Genomic DNA, 23,594 nt, shown 5'->3' with positions numbered 1-23,594 from the left:
GTTTTTCGCCAACGCTCCCTCATCGGAACCGGCACCAAAGGACAAAAGCCGCATGAACAATCACAGCGCCGCCCGACTCGACCGCCTGCAGGCCATTCTGCGCGAAGGCAGCCCTCTGCAACTGAGCGACGCCGCACAGCTATGCGCCGTCTCGGAGATGACCATTCGTCGCGACGTGGCGCACAGCAACGGACTGCTGGAAATTCTGGGTGGCCGCCTGTTGCTGGTCGATTCATCCGCCGGCAGCGTCTATCGCCTGGATCGCGAGATCGACGCCAGCGCCCCGATCAAGCAAGCGCTGTGCCAGCAACTGGCCAGTCATATCGAGGACGGCGACACCCTGTACGTGGATTGCGGCACCACGCTGGTCCATCTGGCGGCCGCCATCGACCGCCAGCAGACGCTGACTCTGGTGACCTGCGCCCTGAACGTGGCCAACGCGGTCGGCCATCTGCCCGGGGTGCGGCTGGTGATGCTGGGGGGTCTTTTTCACCCGGCCACCCAGTCATTCACCGCCACCGACATGCCGGAGGCCATCCGCCGCCTCGGCATCAACAAGGCCTTTCTCTCGGCGGGCGGAGTGCATGCCGAGCGAGGCGTCAGCTGCTTCCATTTCCATGAGGTCGCGGCCAAGCAGGCCGCTCTGGAAAGCGCGATGCAGCGCTTCTTGATCGTCGATGCGCGCAAGTTCGAGATGGTGCGCCCCGCCTTCATCGCCCCGCTGAGTGACTTTGATGTGGTGATCAGCAATGCCAGCCCCGCCGCACGTGATTGCCTGGGGGCGCTGGAGGCAGAAATGGGCGTGACAGCCGAGCTTGTCGACTGCTGAGCTGCAGATTGCCTTGCTGGAAAGAGTCAGGCCACCCGCAGCGCCAGACCACTGACAAACAGAAAACGCCGCACGATTGTGCGGCGTTTTCTGTCTGACCAGACAGTCAATGCACACTTTGCGTGCGCGGGGGCGTCACAGCGGCAGGTGGTGCTCGAGCATCGCCAAGGTGCCACTCAGCGCGCCACGATTGCGCTCCACGACCTGGCTGGCCGCCTGGCCTGCCATCTGCTGCGCGGCCTGATCCGAGAACAGCGCATTCACCGCTTCGGCCAATGCCGCGTCATCCGCGACGACCTGAAGCGCGCCTTCTGCGGCCATCACCTCGGCGATCTCGCTGAAGTTGTCCAGCGATGGGCCACTCAGCAGTGGCAGCCCCAACGCAGCGGGCTCGAGCAGGTTGTGCCCGCCGATGGGCACCAGGCTGCCGCCAATGAAGGCGATATCAGTGGCCGCATACAGCGTCAGCAATTCCCCGAGACTGTCACCGACCAGCACCGAGACGGCGCCAGCCACCTCGGTGCCGCTCTCTGACATGGCACTGCGCCGCAGGCTGCTCTCGCCGCGCGCCTGACACCACTGCGCCGCCTGAGCGGCCACTGCCTCGAAGCGTTGTGGATGGCGCGGCACCAACAGCAGCAAGGCCTGAGGATGCTGGTCACGCACCGCGGCATGCGCCGCGAGTATCTGGCCATCCTCGCCGTCATGCGTCGAGGCGGCGATCCATACCGGCCGCTGCGCGAATGACTGGCGCAGCGCCTGGCCATCGGAAATGACTTGTTCAGCAATGTCCAGTTCGAACTTGAGCGAGCCGACGGCCGTGCCACGCGCTGGCGGCAGGCCAAGCGCCATGAAACGCTCCAGATCCTGCTGCGACTTGGCCGACAGACCACTGACGTGAGCAAGACTGTCGCGCATCAGGGCGCCGATCCTGCGATAGCGCTGGAAGGCGCGTGGTGACAGGCGGCCATTGATGACACACAGCGCAATGTCATCCCGCGCGCAGGCTGCCATCAGGTTGGGCCACAGCTCGGTTTCCACCATGATCGCCAGCGCCGGACGCAGCCGACGCACGAAGCGCCGCGCGCTCAGCGGGAAATCCAGCGGCAGGTAATGGTGACGGGCCGGGGCAAGCCCTGACGAGCCCTGCGGCGTATGCAGCAGACGTGCGGCCTGCGCAGCGCCGGTGGCTGTCATGGTCGTCAGCACCAGCGGGCGCCGTGGGTAGCGCTGACGCAGTGCCTCGACAAGACTCGCCACCATCACCACCTCGCCCAGCGAGGCGGCGTGCAGCCAGATGGGGCGCTCACTGTCGGGCGTGGTGCCCGGCGTGGAGGGGATGATACCCAGCCGCTCCAGGCGCGGGTGCTGGGCATCGTGCTCGCGCCAGACCCGCTGCCAGATGAGGGGCGACAACAGGGTCAGCGCGGTGCTGTAGAGGCCGCGGGCAAGGCTCACGCCTAGTCCTCGCGATCGAGAATGGTGGCGATCATCGCGGTGGTGGACACGCCGTCCTCGAAACCGAGCACGCGGACTTCACCGCCATTGGCGATAACCGCCTCTCCCCCGGCAATCTCTTCGGGACGATAGTCGCCGCCCTTGACCAGCACATCCGGCAGCACGGCCTCGATCAGGCGTGCCGGGGTGTCTTCGCTGAAGGGCACCACCCAGGCGACCGCACCGAGGCCTGCCAGCACCTGCATGCGGCGCAGCACCGGGTTGATCGGGCGTGTCGGCCCCTTGAGGCGTGCCACCGAGTCGTCGTCATTGACGGCCACGATCAGGCGATCGCCGTGGCGTGCCGCTTCCTGCAGGTAGGCCACGTGACCGGCGTGCAGGATGTCGAAGCAGCCATTGGTCATCACCACACGCTCGCCGCGTGCCTGGGCGGCCTTCACTGCCGGGATGAGCGCGGACTCTTGGATCACGCCGAATTCTGCCAGCTTGTCGCCGTGCAGCGCGGTGTAGAGCTCCGCCACCGACAGGGTCGCGGTACCCGGCTTGGCGACCACCAGACCCGCGGCCAGGTTGGCCAGCATCACGGCTTCCGGGAAGGCGTGACCGGCCGCCAGCGCCAGGCCCAGCACGCCGATCACCGTATCGCCGGCACCGGTGACGTCGTAGACCTCACGCGCATGCGTCGGCAGGTGCAGCGGCTGATAGCCCTCGCGGATCAGGGTCATGCCCTTCTCGCTGCGCGTCACCAGCAGGGCTTCCAGCTCGAGCTCGGCACGCAGTGCCTCGCCCTTCTCGGCCAGTTCCTCATCGCTGCGGCACGGCCCGACGATGGTCTCGAATTCGGTCAGGTTGGGGGTGATGATGCTGGCGCCGCGATAGCGCGAGAAATCACTGCCCTTGGGGTCGACCAGCACACGCTTGCCCGCCGCACGCGCGGCGGCGATCAGCGCCTCGACCTGATTCAGCGAGCCCTTGCCGTAGTCGGAGAGAATCATCACGCCACTGGCGCCCAGCTCGGCCTCGACCTGGCTCACCAGCGCGCTGGTATCCACCTCGTGCAGCGGCTCCTCGAAATCGAGGCGCAGCAGCTGCTGATTGCGGCTCATCACGCGCAGCTTGGTGATGGTCGGCACGCTGTCACTGGCCTGGAAGCGCGTGATGACATTGGCGTTTTCCAGCGCGCGGGTGAGGATGGCGGCGTTGTCATCCTCACCGACGACGCCCGCGAGGGTGGCGTGTGCACCGAGCGAGGCGATGTTGAGCGCGACGTTGGCGGCACCGCCGGGGCGGTCTTCGCTCTCGCCGACTCGTACCACCGGTACCGGCGCTTCCGGCGAGATGCGTGAGGTGCCACCGTGCCAGTAGCGGTCGAGCATCACATCACCCACGACCAGCAGGCAAGCCTGTTCAAGCGCAGTCAGATCAAGCTTCATCAGGCGTCTCCGCGTGCAGAGGGGGATTGGGAAGAAGAGGTATCCGTAGAGGAGACAGCCGCGACCGGCAGACGTTCGCAGCTCTGGCCACGAATGACGCCATCGGTGTCCGCCAGCAGCTCAGCGAGGCGCGCGATGACATCCTCGGCGCGAATCAGGCTCATGGCGTCCTGATGGCGCACGCGCTGACCCCAGTTGATCTCGTCCATCTGCTTGTGAAGATAGGTCTTCACGGCGTCCGGATAGCGATTGACCACCAGATGCTGCCAGCAGTACGGCGCCGCACGCTCGGGATTGGTGGTGGCGTACAGGCCGATCACCGGCGTGTTGAGCGCATTGCCCATGTGCACCGGGCCGGAATCCGGCGCGATCACGGCCACGGCGCGATCGATCATCGCCAGCAGGCCCTTGAGCGAGGTGCCACCGATGGCATCGATGACCGCGCCTTCGCTGACCAGCGCCTTGATGCGCGCGCCCATTTCACGTTCCTGCGGGCTGCCACCACCGGTCATCACGCTGCGGATGCCATACTGTTGCCAGGCATGATCGACGACCGCCGCATAGCCTTCCGGCGACCAGTTGCGGAAGTTGCGCAGTCGCGGATTGGCACACGGGCTGATGATCAGATACGGCGCCTCACCGGTGACGCGTGCGGCTTCGGTGTAGGCCTCGGACGGCACGTCGAGTCGCCAGTCGAGGCGGCAGTCCTCGACACCCAACGTACGCGCGAAGTCCATGAACGACTCCAGCACGTGGGCGCGCTCTCGCGGGGCCAGCTGATGGGAGGTAAAGAGGTACTGCCAGTCCTTGGCACGCGCACGGTCGTAACCGATGCGTACCTTGGCCTTGAGACCCAGCGACAGCGCACTGGCGCGCAGTGCCTGCTGCATGTGCAGCAGCACATCGAAGTGCGTGTCCTTGAGCTGTCGCCAGATGGCGCGCATGCCCGCAAGACCGGTGGACTTGTCATAGACCACGAACTCGACCCCGGTCAGGCCGGACAGTAGACTGTGCTCCCCCTTGCCGACGATCCAGGTAATGCGGGCCTCAGGCCACTGACGCTGCAAGGCGCGTACCGTTGGCACAAGATTGCAGACATCGCCGAGAGCGGAGAGCCGGAGCACGCAGATATGTGCGGGCTGGGCAGGGAGAGGATGCTTCATGCGGATGGCAGTTTTCCGAAATGAGAATGCCCACATTCTATATGATGGCGAAACAGCGCCACAAATGACGCCGGACTGGTTCATGCCATCGTTCTGGCGTGAACACGACGCCGTGACCGGCGAAGCGCCGGGGCGCGGGGCGAGTCTGTTCCTCGATGTCTGTCGTTTGCCCGCCGAACTGCAACCCGCCAATACCACCGCGACACCGGCTCGCCGCTGGGCACTGCGCCCCTATCGTCGCGGCGGCCTGATCGCGAAGCTCGCCAGTCAGCGCTACCTCTATACCGGCCTTGAGCGCACCCGCGCCTTCGCCGAACTGCGCCTGACGGAGCGCCTGTATCGCCAGGGGCTGCCGGTGCCAGAGCCCGTCGGTGCCTGCGTGTGGCGGCATGGCCTGACCTACGAGGCCGCCCTGATCACGGTGCTGATTCCCGGCGCACGCGCCTTCGCCGATGACCTGATCGCCCTCGAAGCACAGCACCTGCCTGACGGGGCCGAGCTGCCCGAGGCTCTGCTTCGCCTGCTCGACGCGACAGGTCACGCCATTCGCGCCGTGCATGACGCCGGGCTCGAGCATGTCGACCTCAACGCACGCAACCTGCTGATCGATGAAAGCGAACGCGTCTACGTGATCGATCTCGATCGCTGCCAGCTGCATGCCGAGGCTCCCACGGATGCACGCTGGCGCGAGAGCAATCTCTCCCGCCTGGGCCGTTCGTTGGCCCGCTTCACCCCGACACATCATGCAGCGTGCCTGGCCCGCATCCGCAGCGCCTATCAAGCTTGAGCCGACCAAGACTGATCCTTCACGCATGGCGCTTCCCGAATGGCACTTCAGAATACCGCCCGGCAAGGCATCGGTGACCATGCAGTGTACGATAGCGACATGAATCGTCGGCAGACGCATCGCCCAGGCGAGCCTGCCACTGAGTCCCATCGGCGCCTGCCCCACCCCGTCGTGCTGCAGGCGCTCTTCAGACAGAGACCGTCATGAACACGAGCGACGAGGCCTCGGCCGCCCCTTCACCCGATGGCAAGCTGCGCACCGCGGTGCCCATCACCGGCTGTGTCATCACCCTCAATGAAGCCCACAACATCGAGGACTGCCTGCGCTCGCTGGCCCAGGTCTGCGATGAGCTGATCGTGGTCGATTCCGGCTCCACCGATGCCACCTGCGAGCTGGCGCGCAACATGGGCGCCGTGGTGATCGATCAACCCTACCTGGGCGACGGGCCGCAGAAGAATGTCGGGCCGAGCCATGCCAGCCACCGCTGGGTGCTGTCTTTGGATGCCGATGAGCGCCTGACCGACGGTGCCGTCAGCGCCATCCGGGAACTGGCACTCGACAGCACGCCTCACGATGGCTTCGCGCTGCGCCGTCGCAACTTCATCGGCTCGCGCTGGGTGCGACATGCCGGCTGGTACCCCGATTACTGCCTGCGCCTGTATGACCGCGAGAAACTCGCCTTCCGCGATTCGCGTCAGCACAGCTCGGTGCAGGCCAACCATCCCTGCGAGCTGGACGCCGATCTCGAGCATTACAGCTTCGCCAATCTCGGTGAACTGTTCGTCAAGGCCAGTGGCCGTTTCTCGAACCGCGCCGCCAAGATCATGTATCAGAAGGGAAAGCGCGCCAACGCCTTCACTCCCTTCCTGCATGCCAGTAATGCCTTCATGCGCAAGTTCATCTTCCAGGCTGGCTTCCGTGATGGCGTCGATGGCTTCTCGGTGGCGCTGTCGGCCAGCGTCAATGCCTACCTGAAATACGCCAAGCTGCTGGAATTCCAGCGCGACGCCAAGGTGCGTGAGGCCGAAGATTTCAACAAGGTATGGTGACCATGACCTCTAGCTGTGAGCCGACTGCCGCGCGAGGTGTGACGCGCCCGCTTCACGTACGCCATGTCAATCTGGCACGCGGCTTTCGCGGCGGGGAGCGCCAGACGCTCAACCTGATCGCGGACCTGGCGCGACGCGCAAGCCCGGGGGAGAACGGCGAAGCCGGCGCGTCGATCCGCCAGTCACTGGTGTGTCTGCAGGGCTCGCCCTTGATCAGCGAACTGGCGGCGCTCGAGCTTGCCGCCACGGTGGACGTGATCGAGATCAGCGGACGCTTCAAGGGCCACCTCGGCCAGCCCCGCGCCGATATCGTGCATGCTCACGAAGCCAAGGCCGTGCACTGGGCATGGCTGCATCAGCGCCTCACCGGCACGCCTTACCTGCTGACACGCCGAGTGCCCCAGCCGGTGAAGGACAAGCCGTTCAATCGCCTGACCTATCGCGCGGCCGCCTGCCGGGTGGCGATTTCGTCGGTGATCGAATCTCACCTGCGGGAGCGCCAATGGGGTGAGACAGCGTTGATCCCCAGCACCCTCGCCCACCTGCCCAGCGACAAGCAGGCCGTGGCCGAGCTACGCCAGCGCTTCGGCAATACTCCCGCAGGAGATCGTGTTGTCATCGGGCATGTCGGCGCCCTGGTGGACCGCCACAAGGGCCAGCGAGTGCTGATCGAGGCGGCCCGCAGCCTGCGCGACAGCCACCCGCAGCTGCTGTTCGTCTGCCTGGGGGCCGGCGAGGACGAGGCGGCCTTCAAGGCGGAAAGTGCCGATCTCGACAATCTGGTCTGGGAAGGCTTCCACACCAATGTCGGCGACTATCTGGAAGCCTTCGATCTGTTCGCCTTCCCGTCGCGCAACGAGGGTCTCGGCTCGATTCTGCTCGACGTGATGGATCACGGCGTACCGATCATCGCAAGCGATGTGGATGGCATCCCCGATATCGTGCATGACGACAGCACCGGCGTGCTGGTGCCCACCGGCGATGCACAGGCACTGGCTGCCGCCATCGTGGCACTCGCGACTGATGCACCACGTCGGGAGCGGCTGGTCGCGGGGGCACGTGCGCATCTGGCACGCTTCACTCCCAGCGCCATGGGCGAGGCCTATCTGGAGCTTTATCAGCGGCTGGCACGCTAGACCGCCTTTCATCTCAGATACTTATCGCCCCAGTACCTGGCCCACAAGCACCTATCGTCCAGATACCTATCGTTCGGCTAAAGAACGAAAAAAAGCCCTGTTTCATGTGAAACATCACAATGAAACAGGGCTTTTTTTCGTTTTTCCAAACAGCAGGTCAGCAACTCAGGCGCGCGAACCAGCGTCCTCCAGGCCGCGCAGATCCGGCCAGCCTTCGTCCACACCCAGCACGGGATATGTCCGGGGATCCAGCGGGCCTGGTTCGCTTTCGGGGCGACACTCACGCAGCGCAGCCTGCAGCCGCTGCAGGGCCTCATCGCCTTCGGCACCAGCGGTCACCCTGCCCCAGAACTCACGATGTACCGCCTTGATGACGACGGGCACGCTATGCACACCGACCTGTTGCGCCATGGCCAGACGATGCAGACCACGGTTGATCTTGAGCAGGCGACCCTCACGCGTCACCGCGACACCCATCTCGTCCTTGGTGACCCCCTGACGAAAGCCATTGCCGGCCATGTCCTGCAGATAACCGCGATAACAGCGCAGATAGCCGAGGATCTGCTCTTCGCTGTCCATCAACAGTCCATCACGCGGCGACGACCACGGCTTGCCCGATTCCAGCAAGGCCTTCAAGTGCTGATAGCGCTCCGTCACCGTCAGGTCATCGCCATGCTCGATCAGGTCCCGCATCAGCCGCGAGCGTGAACCGAAGCGGAAGGCGCCGCGCCGCAGGTCCCAGTCGCCGTCCCAGATGAAGGCGTTGGAGGATGGCCGGTTGCGCTTGTCACGCCCGAAATTGACGTCGCGCACCAGCTCACGCGGATTGACCCAGACCGTCAACGCCTCCTGCCCCATCACGTCTTCCAGCGCATGACGCGGCAGGCCACGGCGCTCAAGGGACTGATGGCGTGCACGCTGGCGCTTCCAGCGCATCAACCAGCAACGACTGAACGGCAGTATCAGGTGGTGCTCGCACCAGGCACGCAGCGCCTCGATCCGCTGAGCACGCTGCATGGCACCACGCATGCGCGGGTGGATCAGATCATCCGTCGTACGGTTTCTCGGCAGGTTCACCGCGCATCCTCATCCAGCGAGATCGCCGTCAACAATCGCTCGGGAGCAATATGGTTCAGGCAATTGGTATGCCCCAGCGGGCAGACGCGCTTGAAACAGGGTGAACACTCCAGCGCCAGCCAGTGGATCTCGCGATTGGCCGTCAGCGGCGGCGTGTAATGCGGCGACGAGGAGCCGTAGATGCCCTGGATACGGGCCCCTACCGCGGCCGCCACATGCATCAGGCCGGAGTCATTGCTGACCACTTCCCGACACTCGGCGATCAGGTCCACCGCATCCGCCAGCCGCGTCTTGCCACACAGGTTGTGAACGCCCGCAAGCCCCTGGGCGATCTCCTCCCCCGCCGCGACATCCTTGGGGCCACCGAAGATGCGCACCTCGGCCCCCTGGCGGGTCAATGACTCGGCAAGCGCGCGAAAGTGCGCCAGCGGCCACTGCTTGGCCGGGCCATATTCCGCCCCGGGCATCATGCCGATGATGGGTGCCGGCGGCGCCACCAGCCCCAACTCGCCGCGCAAGCGCAGCTGATTGGCGCTGTCAGTGACCAGAGCGGGCTCCGGGATGCCCGCCGGCGGATTGGCCTCCTCAACGGGCAGGCCCAGCGACGTGAAGCGCTTGACGGTCTGATCGAGCACCGACTTGTCGAGCTTGCGGCACTCGGTGAGCAGGCCGTAGCGCTGCTCACCGGTGAAGCCGACGCGCACCGGAATGCGCGCGAAGAACGGCACCAGCGCTGCCTTCCACGAGCGCGGCAACACGATGGCGCGGTCGAAGCGCCCACGCAGCGAACGCCCGAGCTGCCAGCGCGCCTTGAGGGCGAAGTCACCATGCCCTGCCGGCAACGCCAGTGCCTCCTCAACCTCGGGCATGCGCTCGATGATCGGCTGCGACCAGGCGGGCGCCAGCACACTGATCCGGCAGCCGGGCGAGCGCTGCTTCAGCGTCATGAACAGGCTCTGCGCCATCACCATGTCGCCGACCCAGCTGGGCCCGACCACCAGAATGCGCTCACTCATGCCTTGCTCCTCTTCACGGCCAATCCTCCTTGCAGGTGCGCTTGCCCTGCCCCATCGCCCTTGCGAGGCAGGCGCTCACCCTCAATCCACACACGCTCAGTCCACACGTGCTCACTCCCCACGTGCTCGGACTCAGCGATTCAGCCATTCGAGATAGGCGCGCGTGCCCTGGGCAACGGTCTTGAATTCGACGTTGCAGCCGGCCTTGCGCAGCTTGCCGATATCGGCACGCGTGAAGCTCTGGTAGCGGCCCTTGAGGTTTTCCGGGAAGTCGATGTACTCGATCTCGCCCTTCTCGTAGTACTCGATGACGGTCTCGGCGATCGCCTTGAACGGCTCGGCGCGACCGGTACCCAGATTGAAGATGCCGGAGGCTTCCGGGTGATCGAGGAACCACAGGTTCACGTCGACCACATCACCGACATAGACGAAGTCACGGCTCTGCATGCCGGCATCGTAGCCATCGTAGGCGCCGAACAGCTTGGGGTTCTCGCCCGCCTTCACCTGGGTGTGATGGTGATAGGCTACGCTGGCCATCTTGCCCTTGTGCTGCTCACGCGGGCCGTAGACATTGAAATAGCGGAAGCCGACGACCTGGGTGGTCAGGCTGTCCCAGCGCTGGCGCACGTGCTGATCGAACAGCAGCTTGGAGTAGCCGTAGACGTTGAGCGGACCTTCGAACTCCGGCGTTTCCTTGAAGACCTGGCTGTCGCCGTAGGTCGCCGCGGAGCTCGCGTAGAGGAAGGGAATCTGGTTCGCTTCGCAGAAGTTGAGCAGCACCTTGGAGTACTCGAAGTTGTTCTCGAGCATGAACTGGCCGTCCCACTCGGTGGTGTCCGAGCAGGCGCCTTCGTGGAAGATCGCCTCGATCTTCGGCAACTCGGCATACTCGCCCATCAGGCTCGACTGGACGCGAATCAGGAAGTCGTCCTTGTCGAGGTAATCGGCGATGGTCAGGTCCGCCAGATTGACGAACTTGGTGCCGTCACTCAGGTCATCCACCACCAGGATATCGGTACGGCCGCGGTCATTGAGTGCCTTGACGATATTGGCACCGATGAAACCGGCGCCTCCGGTAACGACGATCATTTGAGCTCCCAGAGCCTCTAGAGGCTTGTAGGCAACGCGCGCGTTCAGTAACGCGACACATCAGAATTTGGAAATGGCACGCACTCGGTTTCGTCTGCGGCCTATAACCCGATAAGCGGGGATTGTATACTCGGCAGTTCTCGAATTCATGGGCCAACGGGCTTCACCAATGACACAGCCAGACGTGAAAACCTTCCAGGGCCTGATTCTGGCCCTGCAGCAATACTGGGCCGAACAGGGTTGCATCATCCTGCAACCATTGGATATGGAGGTTGGCGCGGGGACTTTCCACCCGGCGACCTTCCTGCGCTCCATCGGTCCTGAAACCTGGAACGCTGCCTACGTGCAGCCTTCCCGCCGTCCCACCGACGGCCGCTACGGCGAAAACCCCAATCGCCTGCAGCACTATTATCAGTTCCAGGTGGTGATGAAGCCGTCACCGGCCAACCTGCAGGAGCTCTATCTGGGCTCGCTGGAGCGTCTGGGCATCGACCCGCTGGTCCACGACATCCGTTTCGTCGAGGACAACTGGGAATCTCCGACGCTGGGCGCCTGGGGCCTCGGCTGGGAAATGTGGCTCAACGGCATGGAAGTGACCCAGTTCACCTACTTCCAGCAGGCAGGCGGCATCGAATGCTTCCCGGTCACCGGCGAGCTGACCTACGGCCTCGAGCGCATCGCGATGTACCTGCAGGACGTGGACAGCGTCTACGACCTGATCTGGACCACCGCGCCGGACGGCTCCGTCGTGACCTATGGCGACGTCTTCCTGCAGAACGAGAAGGAGCAATCGGCCTACAACTTCGAGCACGCTGCCGTGCCGGAGCTGTTCGCTGCCTTCGATCACTGCGAGAGCGAGTGCCAGAAGCTGCTGACCGCCAACCTGCCGCTGCCGGCCTACGAGCAGGTCCTGAAGGCATCACATACCTTCAACCTGCTGGATGCGCGTCACGCCATCTCCGTCACCGAGCGTCAGCGCTACATCCTGCGCGTGCGCACTCTCGCCCGTGATGTGGCCCACGCCTATTACGATTCGCGCAAGGCCGCCGGCTTCCCGCTGGCCCCGCAGGCGCTGCGTGATGAGCTGCTCGCCGCCGATGACACCACTACCGAGGGAGACGCGTAAGCATGGCCTCCGTGAATACCCTGCTGATCGAACTGGGCTGCGAAGAACTGCCGCCGGGCGCCATCGACGCACTCGCTGACAGCCTCGCCAACGGCCTCGCCGATGGCCTGCGCGACGCCGAAGTCGCCTTCGGTCAGGTACGTGCCTACGCCACACCGCGTCGTCTGGCGGTGATGATCGAATCCCTGGCCGAGCGCCAGCCGGACCGCGAGATCGAGAAGCGCGGACCGGCCAAGGCCGCCGCCTTCAAGGATGGCGAACCGACCCGTGCGGTGCAGGGCTTCGCCCGCTCCTGCGGCGTCGAAGTCAGTGATCTGATCGAGCTGGAAACCGACAAGGGCACCTGGCTCGGCTATCGTCACACCCAGCCGGGCGAGCATCTCTCCGCCCTGCTGCCGGCCATGCTGGAGCAGGTCGTGGCTCGCCTGCCGGTACCGAAGAACATGCGCTGGGGTGCCTCACGCATCGAGTTCTCGCGTCCGGTGCATTGGCTGGTCGCGCTCTACGGCAGCGAAGTGATCGAGGCCAGCGTGCTCGGCCTCGACTCCGGTCGCACCACCTTCGGCCACCGCTTCCATGCGCCGCAGGCCATCACGCTGGCGCACGCCGAGGACTATCTCGACGCGCTGGAAGATGCCCGCGTGCTGGCCAACCGTGAGGTGCGCCGTGAGCGTATCCGCGAACAGGTCCAGGCCGAGGCGGAAGTCTATGGTGCCAATGCCGTCATCGAGGAAGCCCTGCTCAACGAGGTCAACGGCCTCGTGGAATGGCCGGTGGCACTGACAGGCACCTTCGACGAGCGCTTCCTGGAAGTGCCGGCGGAATGTCTGATCTCCTCCATGAAGGCCAACCAGAAGTACTTCCACCTGCTGGACAACGACGGCAAGCTCAAGCCGGCCTTCATCACCATCTCCAATATCGAGAGCAAGGACCCGCAACAGGTCATCTCCGGTAACGAGAAGGTGATTCGTCCGCGCCTGGGCGATGCTGCCTTCTTCTACGAGACCGACCTGCGCAGCACGCTGGAATCGCGTCGCGAGAAGCTCGAGAGCGTCGTCTTCCAGCAGAAGCTGGGCAGCATGGCCGAGAAGGCCCGTCGCAGCGAAGCCGTGGCACGCCACATCGCGGAACGCATCGGTGCCGATGTCGACCACGCCGCACGTGCCGCACAGCTGGCCAAGACCGACCTGGTCACCGAGATGGTGCTGGAGTTCCCGGAATTGCAGGGCATCATGGGCCACTACTACGCCCGTCACGATGGCGAAGATGCCACCGTCGCTCTCGCGCTGGAAGAACAGTATCTGCCGCGCTTCGCCGGCGATGCGATCCCCACGACCAAGGCCGGCATGGCGATTGCCCTGGCCGACCGTCTCGACACCCTGACCGGCATCTTCGGTATCGGTCAGCGTCCGACCGGCGCCAAGGACCCGTTCGCGCTGCGTCGCGCCACCATCGGGGTGCTCAACATCCTGATCAAGGGTGAGCTGGGCCTCGACCTGCGCGAGCTGCTGACCGTCAGCGCCGAGCAGCATCGTGATCTGCCCAAGGCCGAAGGACTGGTCGAGGACGTGCTCGAGTACATGCTCGATCGCTTCCGCGCCTGGGCCAGCGATGAAGGCATGGGTGCCGAGCTGTACCTGGCCGTGCGTACCCTGAAGATCAGCAATCCGCTGGACTTCGCACGTCGTCTGCGTGCCGTGCACGCCTTCGGCGAACGCCCGGAAGCCGCTGCCCTGGCTGCAGCCAACAAGCGTGTCTCCAACATCCTCGCCAAGGCCGAGCACGATGGTCGCACCGAGGTGGATGCGAGCCTGTTGAGCGAGCCGGCCGAGCAGGCACTGGCAGACGCCCTGACGGCACGTGGCGCGGAAGTGGCACCGCTGTTCGCCGCGGCGCGCTACCAGGAGGCCCTTGATGCACTGGCCAGCCTGCGCGAACCGGTCGATGCCTTCTTCGATCAGGTGATGGTCAACGCCGACGATGCCGCCGTGCGCGCCAATCGTCTGGCGATGCTGGCCAGTCTGCAAGGCCTGTTCATGGGTGTGGCCGACATCAGTCTGCTGACCCAATAAGAACTGCCGATCCACGCTGTCCCTGACATCGGTAACTCGCAGTCTCTGCAAAAGAACCCCGCCACGGCGGGGTTCTTTTGCATCCGGGGTCCCGAAATGCCGTGTTGCGTGACAGGATTTCACGCAACACGGCAGCGATGTCACAATTTCTGCCTTGATCCCCTACCTAGGTCGCACTAGTATTCCAGTATAGAAACAGTGTTCGAAAAGCGCGGCAGCCTGTCGCACCACGCACTTCGACCACTCGGCGCCATTTGCCCATCCCCACGTGCGAGCGTCATCTTGTGACTCGGCTCACAATTTTCCAGGCAAAGCGGCGACCCCTGACAAGCAGCCCGGCTGACGCCCCTGACTGCCCTGAAGTGAAGAGTTGACCATGCAAAAACTGATCGTGCTCGACCGTGATGGTGTCATCAATGAAGACTCCGATGCCTTCGTCAAGAACGCCGAGGAGTGGATCGAATACCCCACTTCCATCCAGGCCATTGCCCGCCTGACCCGCGCTGGCTATACCGTGGCCGTGGCGACCAATCAGTCCGGCATCGCCCGTGGCCACTTCGGTCACCGCGAACTCGACCAGATGCACACCAAGATGATGCAGCTGGTGAAGGAAGCCGGTGGCGATATCGCTCACATTGCCTACTGCCCGCATGGCCCGGACGACGGATGCGATTGCCGCAAGCCGGAACCCGGCCTGCTCCACCAGATCCAGGATGCCCTGCAGATTCCCGACTTCGAAGGTGCCTGGATGCTGGGTGACAGCCTGCGTGACCTCATCGCGGGCCAGAAGGCTGGCTGTCGCGCCGCGCTGGTGATGACCGGCAAGGGCCAGAAGACGCTGGCAGATGGCGAGGGGCTCAAGGACGTGCTGGTAGTGGCCAACCTGGCCGACTTCACCAACCGCCTGCTCGATGGTGAGCTCAATCACCCCATATCGGATGGTGAGCCGGGAAAGTCCCAGCGCCGCTGCGTCAGCTGTGAAGCCGCTGCCGAAAGCTATCTGTGAGGCGCGTCTGCCCGGCGATAACCCTGCGCACGGCGCGCTTGCCTCTCTAATCAGTAGCGGCGATATGCTACCCTTCAGACATGAATCCGGGCGGGCGACTGCCTGCCTGTCTCACTTCCTCATGCTGGAGGCTTCACATGCCACTGCTGGATAGCTTCACTGTCGATCACACCATCATGAAGGCGCCTGCCGTGCGCGTGGCCAAGAAGATGGGCACCCCGAAAGGCGACAACATCACCGTCTTCGACCTGCGCTTCTGCGTGCCGAATGAAGAGATTCTCTCCGAGAAAGGCATTCACACCCTCGAGCACCTGTTCGCCGGCTTCATGCGCGAGCACCTCAACGGTGATGACGTCGAGATCATCGATATCTCACCGATGGGTTGCCGTACCGGCTTCTACATGAGCCTGATCGGTGAACCGGAAGAAGCTCGCGTTGCCGCAGCCTGGTCTGCTGCCATGCAGGACGTGCTCAACGTGGCGCGTCAGGAAGAGATCCCGGAGCTCAACGTCTATCAGTGCGGCACCGCACAGATGCACTCTCTGGAAGAAGCCAAGCAGATCGCCAGCAACATCCTGTCCCGCGATATCGGCGTCAACCGCAATGACGAGCTGAAGCTGGATGAAGGCTTCCTCAATCAGGCGCACTGAGTCTTGAGGCAGCATGCCTTGAGACATCGAGACTTGAGGCACGGGGCTTGATCAGCCCGTCGAGTGCGCCGAGCACTTGAACGAAAAAGCCCGCTATCTGACCGGATCAGATAGCGGGCTTTTTTCATGACGTGACATCCGAGCGAGTGTAGCCAATGCCAAATTCCAGCAGCCATGCCTTTGATTTCACGACCTTCCTGGCAGACAAGGAAGCGTGGTCAGCGCCGAATGAACTCGTCCCCTACCGCTGCCGCGATGACAGCAGCCTGGGCTGTCGCCATTATCCCGCAGCAGGCATGTCAGGGGGCCGCTCACACCTCATCCTGCTGCATGGCTCCAGCGCTGATAGCCGTTATCTCGCATCGCTGGCAACGCGCCTGGCTGAGGCCGGTCATCATGTGCATACGCCGGACTTGCGCGGCCACGGCCCAGCCCCGCAGCGACGTGGCGACATCGACCACCTGCTCCAGCTCGAGGAAGATCTCGAGGACCTGATCCTGTCGCTCGAGCTACCAGCCGATGCCAGAGTCATTGTCGCTGGCCACTCTGCCGGAGGCGGCCTGGCACTGCGCTTCTCGGCCGCTGTCTGTCAGCGCCAGCGTGCCAGCATTCCGCTGCACGGCGTGATATTGCTGGCACCGTACCTGCATCATCTCGCGCCCAACATGCGCCGTGATTCGCGCTGGGCACAGCCACGCATCGCGCGGATGCTGGCCTGCGCACTCCTGAACCGGCTCGGCATCCATCGCCTGGATCATATTGAGGTCCTTGGCTTCAATATCCCGCCAGAGTACCGCGATGCACATACCACCGACGCCTACTCGTGGCGCCTGATGACGGGCCTCAATCCTCGCGACTATCAAAGTGACCTCAAGGCGCTCGCCCACCATCAGCTGCCAGTGCTGGCTCTGATCGGCGAGCACGACGAGGCGTTTCATGCCGAGCGCCTTGCCCAATGTCTGCAACCCCACCACCCCGCGGCGCAGGTGGAAGTCCTCGAGACGATCGATCACCTGGGGCTTGCGACGGCCTCCATCACGGCAGAGCGAATCACCACCTGGCTGGCCGAGCAACGCCCCGATCAGGACGACACGCCCGGCTGAGACGACACCCTCGGCCGTGATCGAGCCGAGCCCTGCCCCTCGCGGTTATCCTTGCCCTTGATTGCGGCAAAACGCACATGCCAAAACGGCCCCTGATCGAAGATCAGGGGCCGTTTTTCTGGCTCGGCTTGGCAAGACATCCGCCAAGCGCTAGCTCAACACCATCAGACGTCGAGGTTGGCCACCAGCGCGAAGCGCTCGATGAAGTCACGGCGCGGCTCGACTTCGTCACCCATCAGGGTGTTGAACATCTGATCGGCACCGATCGCATCCTCGACGGTCACACGCAGCATGCGACGGGACTCCGGATCCATGGTGGTTTCCCACAGCTGATCCGGGTTCATCTCACCCAGCCCCTTGTAGCGCTGGATGCTGAAGCCACGTGCCGCTTCCTTCATCAGCCAGTCGAGGGCTTCGTAGAAGGTGACGACTTCCTTCTTGCGCTCACCGCGCGAGACGTAGCTGCCAGCTTCCAGCAGGCCTTCCAGCATGTTGCCCAGCTCACTCATCTCGCGGTAGTCGGCGGACTTGAAGAAGTCGACATCCCACAGGTAATCGCTGCTGACACCATGTGCTGTCAGCGTCACCGCCGGCAGATAGAGATTGCGCTCGCCGTCGTGGCTGAGAGTGAAACTGTAGTGCGGGCCGCCCTCATAGGCAATCAGGTCATCCATTTCCTTCTGGAGACCGTCGATCCAGCCTTGCACCTGAGACTGGTCCGCGAGAGCGGCCTCATCCAGATGCGGAGCGTGCACTATCTTGCGCAGCACGGCAGACGGGTAGACGCGCGCCAGACGATCGATGCGCTTCATCACGCCACGATACTGGTTGACCAGTGCTTCCAGCTGAGCGCCGGCGATACCCGGGGCATCGGCGTTGACGTGCAGCTTGCCGCCGTCCAGCGCCGTGGCGGTCAGATAGTCCTGCAGCGCCTGCTCGTCCTTCAGATACTGCTCATGCTTGCCACGCTTGATCTTGTAGAGCGGCGGCTGGGCAATGAAGATATGACCGCGCTCGATCAGCTCCGGCATCTGACGGAAGAAGAAGGTCAGCAGCAACGTACGGATGTGCGAACCATCGACGTCGGCATCCGTCATGATGATGACGGAGTGATAGCGCAGCTTGTCGGGGTTGAACTCTTCACGACCGATACCGCAACCCAGCGCGGTGATCAGCGTGCCAACCTCGGCAGACGACAGCATCTTGTCGAAGCGCGCCTTCTCGACGTTGAGGATCTTGCCCTTCAGCGGCAGGATCGCCTGGGTACGACGATCACGCCCCTGCTTGGCGGAGCCACCAGCGGAATCACCCTCGACCAGGTACAGTTCGGAGAGACTCGGGTCCTTCTCCTGACAGTCAGCCAGCTTGCCCGGCAGACCTGCGATATCCAGGGCGCCCTTGCGACGCGTCATATCACGCGCCTTGCGTGCGGCTTCACGCGCCCGCGCCGCATCCAGCATCTTGTTGACGATGCCCTTGGCTTCGTTGGGCTTCTCGATCAGATACTCGGAGAACAGACGGCCCATTTCCTGCTCGACGGCTGTCTTGACCTCGGAAGAGACCAGCTTGTCCTTGGTCTGCGAGGAGAACTTCGGGTCCGGTACCTTGACCGAGATGATCGCGGTCAGGCCTTCACGGGCATCATCCCCGGTCGTACCGACCTTGGATTTCTTGAGCAGACCTTCCGCCTCAATATAGCTATTGAGCGTACGCGTCAGTGCCGCACGGAAACCGGCCAGGTGAGTCCCGCCATCGCGCTGAGGAATATTGTTGGTGTAGCAGAAGATATTCTCGGCGAAGCCTTCATTCCACTGCATCGCCACTTCGACGGCAATGCCATCCTCGCGCTCCATCTCGAAATGGAACACCGGATTCAAGGGCGCCTTGTTGGTGTTGATATGGTCAACAAACGCCTTGAGGCCACCTTCGTAATGGAACAGCTCTTCCTTGCCACTGCGCTCGTCAATCAGACGGATGGCGACACCGGAGTTCAGGAAGGACAGCTCGCGCAGACGCTTGGCCAGAATCTCGTAGTGGAATTCGATATTGGCAAAGGTCAGCGGGGAAGGCTTGAAGCGCACCAGGGTACCGGTCTTCTCGGTCTGGCCCACGATGCCCAGCGGCGACTGCGGCTCGCCATGGCGATAGATCTGCTCGTGGACATTGCCCTGACGCCAGATGGTCAGCTTGAGCTCTTCGGATAGCGCGTTGACGACCGAGACACCCACACCGTGCAGACCGCCGGAGACCTTGTAGGAGTTGTCATCGAACTTACCGCCTGCGTGCAGCACGGTCATGATGACTTCCGCTGCGCTGACGCCTTCCTCTTCATGGATCTCGGTCGGCACACCACGACCGTTGTCGCTGACGGAAACTGACTCGTCGGCATGAATAACGACCCGGACTTCGCTACAGTGACCGGCCAGCGCCTCGTCGATGGAGTTATCCACCAGCTCGAACACCATATGATGCAGCCCCGTGCCGTCATCGGTATCACCGATATACATGCCGGGGCGCTTGCGTACGGCATCCAGGCCCTTGAGGACCTTGATGCTTGATGAGTCGTAAGCCTGTTCGCTCATTGGCTTCTCCGTCGTGAAATCATTCCGTGTGCAGTCGCCCGTGTTCCACGTGAAACATCCTGACATCAGTGTTCGGCAACCATACCCGATCCAATGTTTCGGGTTCGACGCAGGTCACGAAGACCTGGCACTCGAGGCCTGCCAACAGCTGGCAGAACAGACGGCGATGCTCGCCATCCAGTTCCGCCGGCAGATCGTCGATCAGGTAGACACAGGTACGTCCGTTCATTTCTTCGAGCAAGCGACCCTGAGCCAGCTTGAGAGCGCTGACCACCAGCTTCTGCTGGCCGCGAGACAACACCTCGACTGCAGGGCGTCGCCCCAGGCGAATACGCAAGTCGGCGCGTTGTGGGCCAGTCTGGGTAAAGCCCATATGGCTATCACTGTCGCGCCCTGCTGCCAGCACGTCGCCCAGAGGGCGCTTGGCATCCCAACCGCGCTGATAGCGCAGAGTCAGCTCGGGTAAATCTATCAGCTCGGCAAGCGTGGCTTGAAACAGAGGTGCCAGCGCCTGCATATATTCCATGCGCAGGGCATCAAGACGCTCGCTCCAGTGAGCAAACTCTCGATCCCAGACGTTAAGTGCCTGAACGTCCATCTTACCATGCCTGAGCAGTGCGTTCCGATGTTTGAGCGCCCGACGCACGCGGCGCCAGACGTCGAAGAAGTCGTGTTTCACGTGAAACACACCCCAATCGAGGAACTCACGTCGGGCAGAGGGTGAACCCTCCAGCAACCGGAAGGCATCCGGATTGATCAGCTGCAACGGCAAGGCCTGAGCCAGCTGGGCGACTCGCTCGACCTTCTCGCCATCCAGCCGCATCTCCAGCCCATCTGCAGCCTGATCACGCCTTACCCCCAGGGGGCGCGGCGGATCGCCTGCCAGGCGGCCAAACAGCGTCATTCCCGCCGTGTCATGCGCAATGGCATGCTTGAGCTTGTGCGTGCGGAAAGAGCGCGCCAGCCCCAGCACATGGACACCTTCCAGCAGGCTCGACTTGCCACTGCCATTGGCACCACTGACCAGATTCACCCCTTTTCCCGGCGCAATATCGACTGTCGCCAGGTTGCGCAGATTCTGGAATTGGAGTCGTTCAAGCGCCATGACGGCCTCATTCGATAGAGAAAAAGAGCCATGGCCGCCTTCGGGGCTCAAATACGACAACACCCGCCATTCAGGAGTGAAAATGGCGGGTGTTGTCGAGGCTCATTCTGCGATTGCGTGCGTCAATTGCGCCACAATTACGATTCAAGATACTGATTTAAATAGAAATTACGATATTACAGACGCATCGGCATCACTACGTAACGCGCATCGCCGCCACCCGGCTCTTCCAGCAGCGCCGAGCTGTTGGCATCGGACAGCGTCAGCTGTACGCGATCGGCATCCAGCACTCCCAGCACATCGATCAGGTAACCGACATTGAAGCCGATCTCGAGGCCAGCCCCTTGATAATCAAGGGCAATATTCTCTTCGGCCTCTTCCTGCTCGGGGTTGTTGGCCAGCACGCGCAGGTTGCCGGCCTCCAGATAGAGGCGCACGCCACGGTACTTCTCATTGGAGAGAATCGCGGTGCGCGACAGTACCTGACGCAGCTCGGCACGCTCGGCCACGATGACCTTGTCACCGCCACGCGGGACAACGCGCTCGTAATCCGGGAACTTGCCGTCCACCAGCTTGGAGGTGAAGGTGAAGTCGCCGGTCTGGGCACGCACGTGCGTCCCGCTGACCGTCAATGTCATCAGCTCATTGCTGCCGTCGAGCAGGCGCGTCAGCTCAAGGATACCCTTGCGCGGGATGATCAGCTTCTGCGCTTCCGGCACGCTGATGTCAGCGGCCTGCTCACAGACGGCCAGGCGGTGACCATCGGTCGCCACGGTACGCACCAGGTTGCTGGTCAGTTCCAGCAGCATGCCGTTGAGGTAATAACGGACATCCTGTTGCGCCATCGCGAAGGAGGTCGCGTCGATCAGATGCTTGAGGGTGCCGCGCGGCAGGCTGACGGTGATATCGCCCTGGCCATCATCGATGTTCGGGAACTCGGCCACCGGCAAGGTCGACAGGGTGAAGCGTGAACGACCGCTGCGCAGAATGGCACGCCCTTCTTCCAGCGCGAGAATGATCTCGCTGCCTTCGGGCAGTGACTTGCAGATATCCATCAGCTTGCGCGCCGGCACCGTCGCGGAACCCGGCTCATCGACACGGCTGGGCTCGACACGCCCGATCAGCTCGACCTCAAGGTCCGTCCCGGTCAGCGACAGCTGCTGATCGGACACTTCGAGCAGCACATTGGACAGCACCGGCAGTGTCTGGCGACGCTCGACGACACCCGCCACCAGGGACAGCGGGCGCAGCAGGGCTTCACGCGAAATGGCAAATTTCATGGAGACTCCACTCTCTGGAAACGGGGCAATGCTCGCTGACAGGCAGCGCGCACGCAAAAGAAATTCGGGGCCGCGACAGGCAAGCCCGGAGCACAGCAGGCCGATAGCGTGATTGTCGCCAACCCGACCTGCCGCTGCAATTCGATCAGCTGGTCAACAGACGCAGCAGATTCTTGTAGTCCTCGCGGATATCGGCGTTCTCTTCACGCAGCGAGGCCACCTTGCGACAGGCATGCAGCACCGTAGTGTGGTCTCGCCCACCGAAGGCATCGCCGATTTCCGGCAGGCTGTGGTTGGTCAGCTCCTTGGCGAGCGCCATCGCGACCTGACGCGGACGGGCGACGGAGCGCGAGCGACGCTTGGAGTGAAGATCGGAAATCTTGATCTTGTAGTACTCGGCCACGGTGCGCTGGATGTTGTCCACACCCACCTGCTTATCCTGCAGTGCCAGCAGGTCCTTCAGGGATTCACGGATGAAGTCCTGATTGATCGCGCGCCCCATGAAGTGGGAGTCGGCGATGACCTTCTTCAAGGCACCTTCCAGCTCGCGCACGTTGGAGCGGATCTTCTGCGCGATGAAGAAGGCGGCATCGTGAGGCAGATCGACCTTGGCCTGATCGGCCTTCTTCATCAGGATCGCGACGCGCGTCTCGAGCTCCGGCGGCTCGATGGCGACGGTCAGCCCCCAGCCGAAGCGTGACTTGAGACGCTCCTCGACCCCATTGATCTCCTTCGGATAGCGATCCGAGGTCAGGATCATCTGCTGACCACCCTCGAGCAACGCATTGAAGGTGTGGAAGAACTCCTCCTGGGAGCGCTCCTTGCCAGCGAAGAACTGGATGTCATCGATCAGCAGCGCATCCACCGAACGGTAGAAACGCTTGAAGTCATTGATGGCGTTGAGCTGCAGCGCCTTGACCATGTCCGCCACGAAGCGCTCGGAATGCAGGTAGACCACCTTGGCATTCTCGCCGCCCTGCTTGGCCAGATGATTGCCCACCGCGTGCATCAGGTGGGTCTTGCCCAGACCCACGCCGCCATACAGGAACAGCGGGTTGTAGGCGCCGCCGGGATTCTCGGAGACCTGACGCGAGGCCGCGCGGGCCAGCTGGTTGGACTTGCCTTCGACAAAGGTTTCGAAGGTGAAGTTCGGATTCAGGCCACTGGAATGCTTGAGGCTACCTTCTACCTGCACCTGGCGCGTGTTGCGACGCGGTGCCTGTTCCCGGGCGCCATCGCCGGCCATCTCACGCTCTTCCGCGAAATTGCCCCGCGGCGGCGTATGCACGGAAGGGGCACGCGGGCTCGGCATCTGGCCCGGCGCTTGCGCCTGAGCAGATACCGGCGACGCAGCCGCGCCTTCCGGACGCGGGTTCGAGACGGTCCGGCGGCTACCGACGCTCAGCTCGACCTTGGGCGGCTTGCCCGGTGCCAGCTCACGCAGCAGCTCGTGAATTCGTTTGAGGTACTTGTCATTGACCCAATCACGCACGAAGCGGTTGGGGGCGAGCAGGCACAGCTCTCCGCTGTCGCCTTCCTCAGCCTGCAGGGGACGAACCCAGGTATTGAACTGCTGTGAATTCAGCTCGTCTTGCAGGGCGTCAAGACATTGTTGCCAAAGTGCGAGCGACAC

At 63.2% G+C, this 23,594-nt stretch carries 19 protein-coding genes; 9 read left to right on the top strand and 10 right to left on the bottom strand.

The annotated features are described in order from the left end of the window. The first annotated feature begins 52 nt into the window (after nt 1-52). A complete protein-coding gene (locus tag H2O77_RS00095) occupies nt 53-829 on the top strand; it encodes a DeoR/GlpR family DNA-binding transcription regulator (protein ID WP_054556386.1) in 777 nt (258 codons plus the stop codon). Nucleotides 830-964: 135 nt separating this feature from the next. On the opposite strand, the gene waaA is transcribed toward H2O77_RS00095, so the two are convergent. Genes waaA through H2O77_RS00080 form a run of 3 tightly spaced genes read right to left on the bottom strand, consistent with a single transcriptional unit; the run spans nt 965 to nt 4,883 of the window. Then, nucleotides 965-2,287: a lipid IV(A) 3-deoxy-D-manno-octulosonic acid transferase gene (gene waaA / locus H2O77_RS00090; protein WP_215823653.1), complete on the bottom strand. Its 1,323-nt coding sequence runs from the start codon at nt 2,285-2,287 to the stop codon at nt 965-967. Nucleotides 2,288-2,289: 2 nt separating this feature from the next. Further along, nucleotides 2,290-3,720 (bottom strand): bifunctional D-glycero-beta-D-manno-heptose-7-phosphate kinase/D-glycero-beta-D-manno-heptose 1-phosphate adenylyltransferase HldE, encoded by a 1,431-nt coding sequence (hldE, locus tag H2O77_RS00085; protein ID WP_215823652.1) that lies wholly within the window; start codon nt 3,718-3,720, stop codon nt 2,290-2,292. Next, on the bottom strand, nt 3,720-4,883 hold the full coding sequence (locus tag H2O77_RS00080) for a glycosyltransferase family 9 protein (protein ID WP_213114357.1): 1,164 nt from the start codon (nt 4,881-4,883) through the stop codon (nt 3,720-3,722). Before H2O77_RS00080 ends, hldE begins: the two co-directional genes overlap by 1 nt. Here H2O77_RS00080 and H2O77_RS00075 point away from each other — a divergent pair. The 3 genes from H2O77_RS00075 to H2O77_RS00065 all read left to right on the top strand — a co-directional run bounded on the left by H2O77_RS00075 (nt 4,882) and on the right by H2O77_RS00065 (nt 7,855). Further along, nucleotides 4,882-5,670 carry a 3-deoxy-D-manno-octulosonic acid kinase gene (locus tag H2O77_RS00075; protein WP_215823651.1) on the top strand — a complete coding sequence of 263 codons (789 nt, stop codon included), beginning with the start codon at nt 4,882-4,884 and terminating at the stop codon, nt 5,668-5,670. The two genes, H2O77_RS00080 and H2O77_RS00075, sit on opposite strands and share 2 nt — an antisense overlap. A 203-nt stretch (nt 5,671-5,873) precedes the next feature. Then, nucleotides 5,874-6,719 carry a glycosyltransferase family 2 protein gene (locus H2O77_RS00070; RefSeq protein ID WP_107335753.1) on the top strand — a complete coding sequence of 282 codons (846 nt, stop codon included), beginning with the start codon at nt 5,874-5,876 and terminating at the stop codon, nt 6,717-6,719. Nucleotides 6,720-6,721: 2 nt separating this feature from the next. Further along, nucleotides 6,722-7,855 carry a glycosyltransferase family 4 protein gene (locus H2O77_RS00065; RefSeq protein WP_215823650.1) on the top strand — a complete coding sequence of 378 codons (1,134 nt, stop codon included), beginning with the start codon at nt 6,722-6,724 and terminating at the stop codon, nt 7,853-7,855. A gap of 165 nt (nt 7,856-8,020) precedes the next feature. Here the strand turns inward: H2O77_RS00065 and H2O77_RS00060 are convergent, their stop codons facing one another. The 3 genes from H2O77_RS00060 to rfaD form a co-directional block, all read right to left on the bottom strand. Further along, entirely contained in the window at nt 8,021-8,932 is a 912-nt protein-coding gene (locus H2O77_RS00060) for a hypothetical protein (RefSeq protein ID WP_215823649.1), read from the bottom strand. After that, on the bottom strand, nt 8,929-9,948 hold the full coding sequence (waaF, locus tag H2O77_RS00055) for a lipopolysaccharide heptosyltransferase II (protein WP_043331640.1): 1,020 nt from the start codon (nt 9,946-9,948) through the stop codon (nt 8,929-8,931). Before waaF ends, H2O77_RS00060 begins: the two co-directional genes overlap by 4 nt. Nucleotides 9,949-10,080: 132 nt before the next feature. Then, complete coding sequence (rfaD, locus tag H2O77_RS00050; protein ID WP_054556380.1) at nt 10,081-11,037, bottom strand: ADP-glyceromanno-heptose 6-epimerase; 957 nt, start codon at nt 11,035-11,037, stop codon at nt 10,081-10,083. A 169-nt stretch (nt 11,038-11,206) separates the two neighbouring features. Here rfaD and glyQ point away from each other — a divergent pair, with 169 nt between their 5' ends. The 5 genes from glyQ to H2O77_RS00025 all read left to right on the top strand — a co-directional run bounded on the left by glyQ (nt 11,207) and on the right by H2O77_RS00025 (nt 16,994). Beyond that, nucleotides 11,207-12,163 carry a glycine--tRNA ligase subunit alpha gene (gene glyQ, locus H2O77_RS00045; RefSeq protein WP_107335756.1) on the top strand — a complete coding sequence of 319 codons (957 nt, stop codon included), beginning with the start codon at nt 11,207-11,209 and terminating at the stop codon, nt 12,161-12,163. A 2-nt stretch (nt 12,164-12,165) separates the two neighbouring features. After that, entirely contained in the window at nt 12,166-14,235 is a 2,070-nt protein-coding gene (gene glyS / locus H2O77_RS00040; RefSeq protein ID WP_215823648.1) for a glycine--tRNA ligase subunit beta, read from the top strand. Nucleotides 14,236-14,611: 376 nt separating this feature from the next. Further along, a complete protein-coding gene (gmhB, locus tag H2O77_RS00035; protein ID WP_064503225.1) occupies nt 14,612-15,241 on the top strand; it encodes a D-glycero-beta-D-manno-heptose 1,7-bisphosphate 7-phosphatase in 630 nt (209 codons plus the stop codon). A gap of 137 nt (nt 15,242-15,378) precedes the next feature. Then, the gene (luxS, locus tag H2O77_RS00030; protein WP_043331647.1) at nt 15,379-15,891 is read left to right on the top strand and encodes an S-ribosylhomocysteine lyase; all 513 of its coding nucleotides are present in this window, start codon (nt 15,379-15,381) and stop codon (nt 15,889-15,891) included. Nucleotides 15,892-16,046: 155 nt separating this feature from the next. After that, a complete protein-coding gene (locus tag H2O77_RS00025) occupies nt 16,047-16,994 on the top strand; it encodes an alpha/beta fold hydrolase (protein ID WP_215823647.1) in 948 nt (315 codons plus the stop codon). A 164-nt stretch (nt 16,995-17,158) separates the two neighbouring features. Here H2O77_RS00025 and gyrB read toward each other — a convergent pair whose 3' ends face one another. The 4 genes from gyrB to dnaA form a co-directional block, all read right to left on the bottom strand. Continuing rightward, nucleotides 17,159-19,576 (bottom strand): DNA topoisomerase (ATP-hydrolyzing) subunit B, encoded by a 2,418-nt coding sequence (gyrB, locus tag H2O77_RS00020; RefSeq protein WP_153634997.1) that lies wholly within the window; start codon nt 19,574-19,576, stop codon nt 17,159-17,161. Between the two features lie 19 nt (nt 19,577-19,595). Next, nucleotides 19,596-20,681, bottom strand: coding sequence for a DNA replication/repair protein RecF (gene recF, locus H2O77_RS00015; protein WP_215823646.1), 1,086 nt, complete (start codon nt 20,679-20,681; stop codon nt 19,596-19,598). Nucleotides 20,682-20,857: 176 nt separating this feature from the next. Next, entirely contained in the window at nt 20,858-21,961 is a 1,104-nt protein-coding gene (gene dnaN, locus H2O77_RS00010; protein WP_043331653.1) for a DNA polymerase III subunit beta, read from the bottom strand. Between the two features lie 145 nt (nt 21,962-22,106). Continuing rightward, entirely contained in the window at nt 22,107-23,594 is a 1,488-nt protein-coding gene (gene dnaA / locus H2O77_RS00005) for a chromosomal replication initiator protein DnaA (protein ID WP_043331654.1), read from the bottom strand.

It is taken from the genome of Cobetia sp. 4B (genome assembly GCF_018831605.1).
Classification (GTDB): Bacteria; Pseudomonadota; Gammaproteobacteria; order Pseudomonadales; family Halomonadaceae; genus Cobetia; species Cobetia amphilecti.
Note: the sequence above shows the minus strand (reverse complement) of the source record. Positions and strands in the feature narration are given on the sequence as shown.

What these genes read in the sequence shown, in the direction of transcription:
- glyQ (WP_107335756.1), top strand. Translation starts at nt 11,207, where the DNA reads ATGACACAGCCAGACGTGAAAACCTTCCAGGGCCTGATTCTGGCCCTG.
- rfaD (WP_054556380.1), bottom strand. Translation starts at nt 11,037, where the DNA reads ATGATCGTCGTTACCGGAGGCGCCGGTTTCATCGGTGCCAATATCGTC.
- H2O77_RS00080 (WP_213114357.1), bottom strand. Translation starts at nt 4,883, where the DNA reads ATGAAGCATCCTCTCCCTGCCCAGCCCGCACATATCTGCGTGCTCCGG.
- H2O77_RS00095 (WP_054556386.1), top strand. Translation starts at nt 53, where the DNA reads ATGAACAATCACAGCGCCGCCCGACTCGACCGCCTGCAGGCCATTCTG.
- H2O77_RS00075 (WP_215823651.1), top strand. Translation starts at nt 4,882, where the DNA reads ATGCGGATGGCAGTTTTCCGAAATGAGAATGCCCACATTCTATATGAT.
- H2O77_RS00070 (WP_107335753.1), top strand. Translation starts at nt 5,874, where the DNA reads ATGAACACGAGCGACGAGGCCTCGGCCGCCCCTTCACCCGATGGCAAG.
- recF (WP_215823646.1), bottom strand. Translation starts at nt 20,681, where the DNA reads ATGGCGCTTGAACGACTCCAATTCCAGAATCTGCGCAACCTGGCGACA.
- H2O77_RS00025 (WP_215823647.1), top strand. Translation starts at nt 16,047, where the DNA reads ATGCCAAATTCCAGCAGCCATGCCTTTGATTTCACGACCTTCCTGGCA.
- hldE (WP_215823652.1), bottom strand. Translation starts at nt 3,720, where the DNA reads ATGAAGCTTGATCTGACTGCGCTTGAACAGGCTTGCCTGCTGGTCGTG.
- waaF (WP_043331640.1), bottom strand. Translation starts at nt 9,948, where the DNA reads ATGAGTGAGCGCATTCTGGTGGTCGGGCCCAGCTGGGTCGGCGACATG.
- gmhB (WP_064503225.1), top strand. Translation starts at nt 14,612, where the DNA reads ATGCAAAAACTGATCGTGCTCGACCGTGATGGTGTCATCAATGAAGAC.
- gyrB (WP_153634997.1), bottom strand. Translation starts at nt 19,576, where the DNA reads ATGAGCGAACAGGCTTACGACTCATCAAGCATCAAGGTCCTCAAGGGC.
- H2O77_RS00065 (WP_215823650.1), top strand. Translation starts at nt 6,722, where the DNA reads ATGACCTCTAGCTGTGAGCCGACTGCCGCGCGAGGTGTGACGCGCCCG.
- luxS (WP_043331647.1), top strand. Translation starts at nt 15,379, where the DNA reads ATGCCACTGCTGGATAGCTTCACTGTCGATCACACCATCATGAAGGCG.
- glyS (WP_215823648.1), top strand. Translation starts at nt 12,166, where the DNA reads ATGGCCTCCGTGAATACCCTGCTGATCGAACTGGGCTGCGAAGAACTG.
- dnaN (WP_043331653.1), bottom strand. Translation starts at nt 21,961, where the DNA reads ATGAAATTTGCCATTTCGCGTGAAGCCCTGCTGCGCCCGCTGTCCCTG.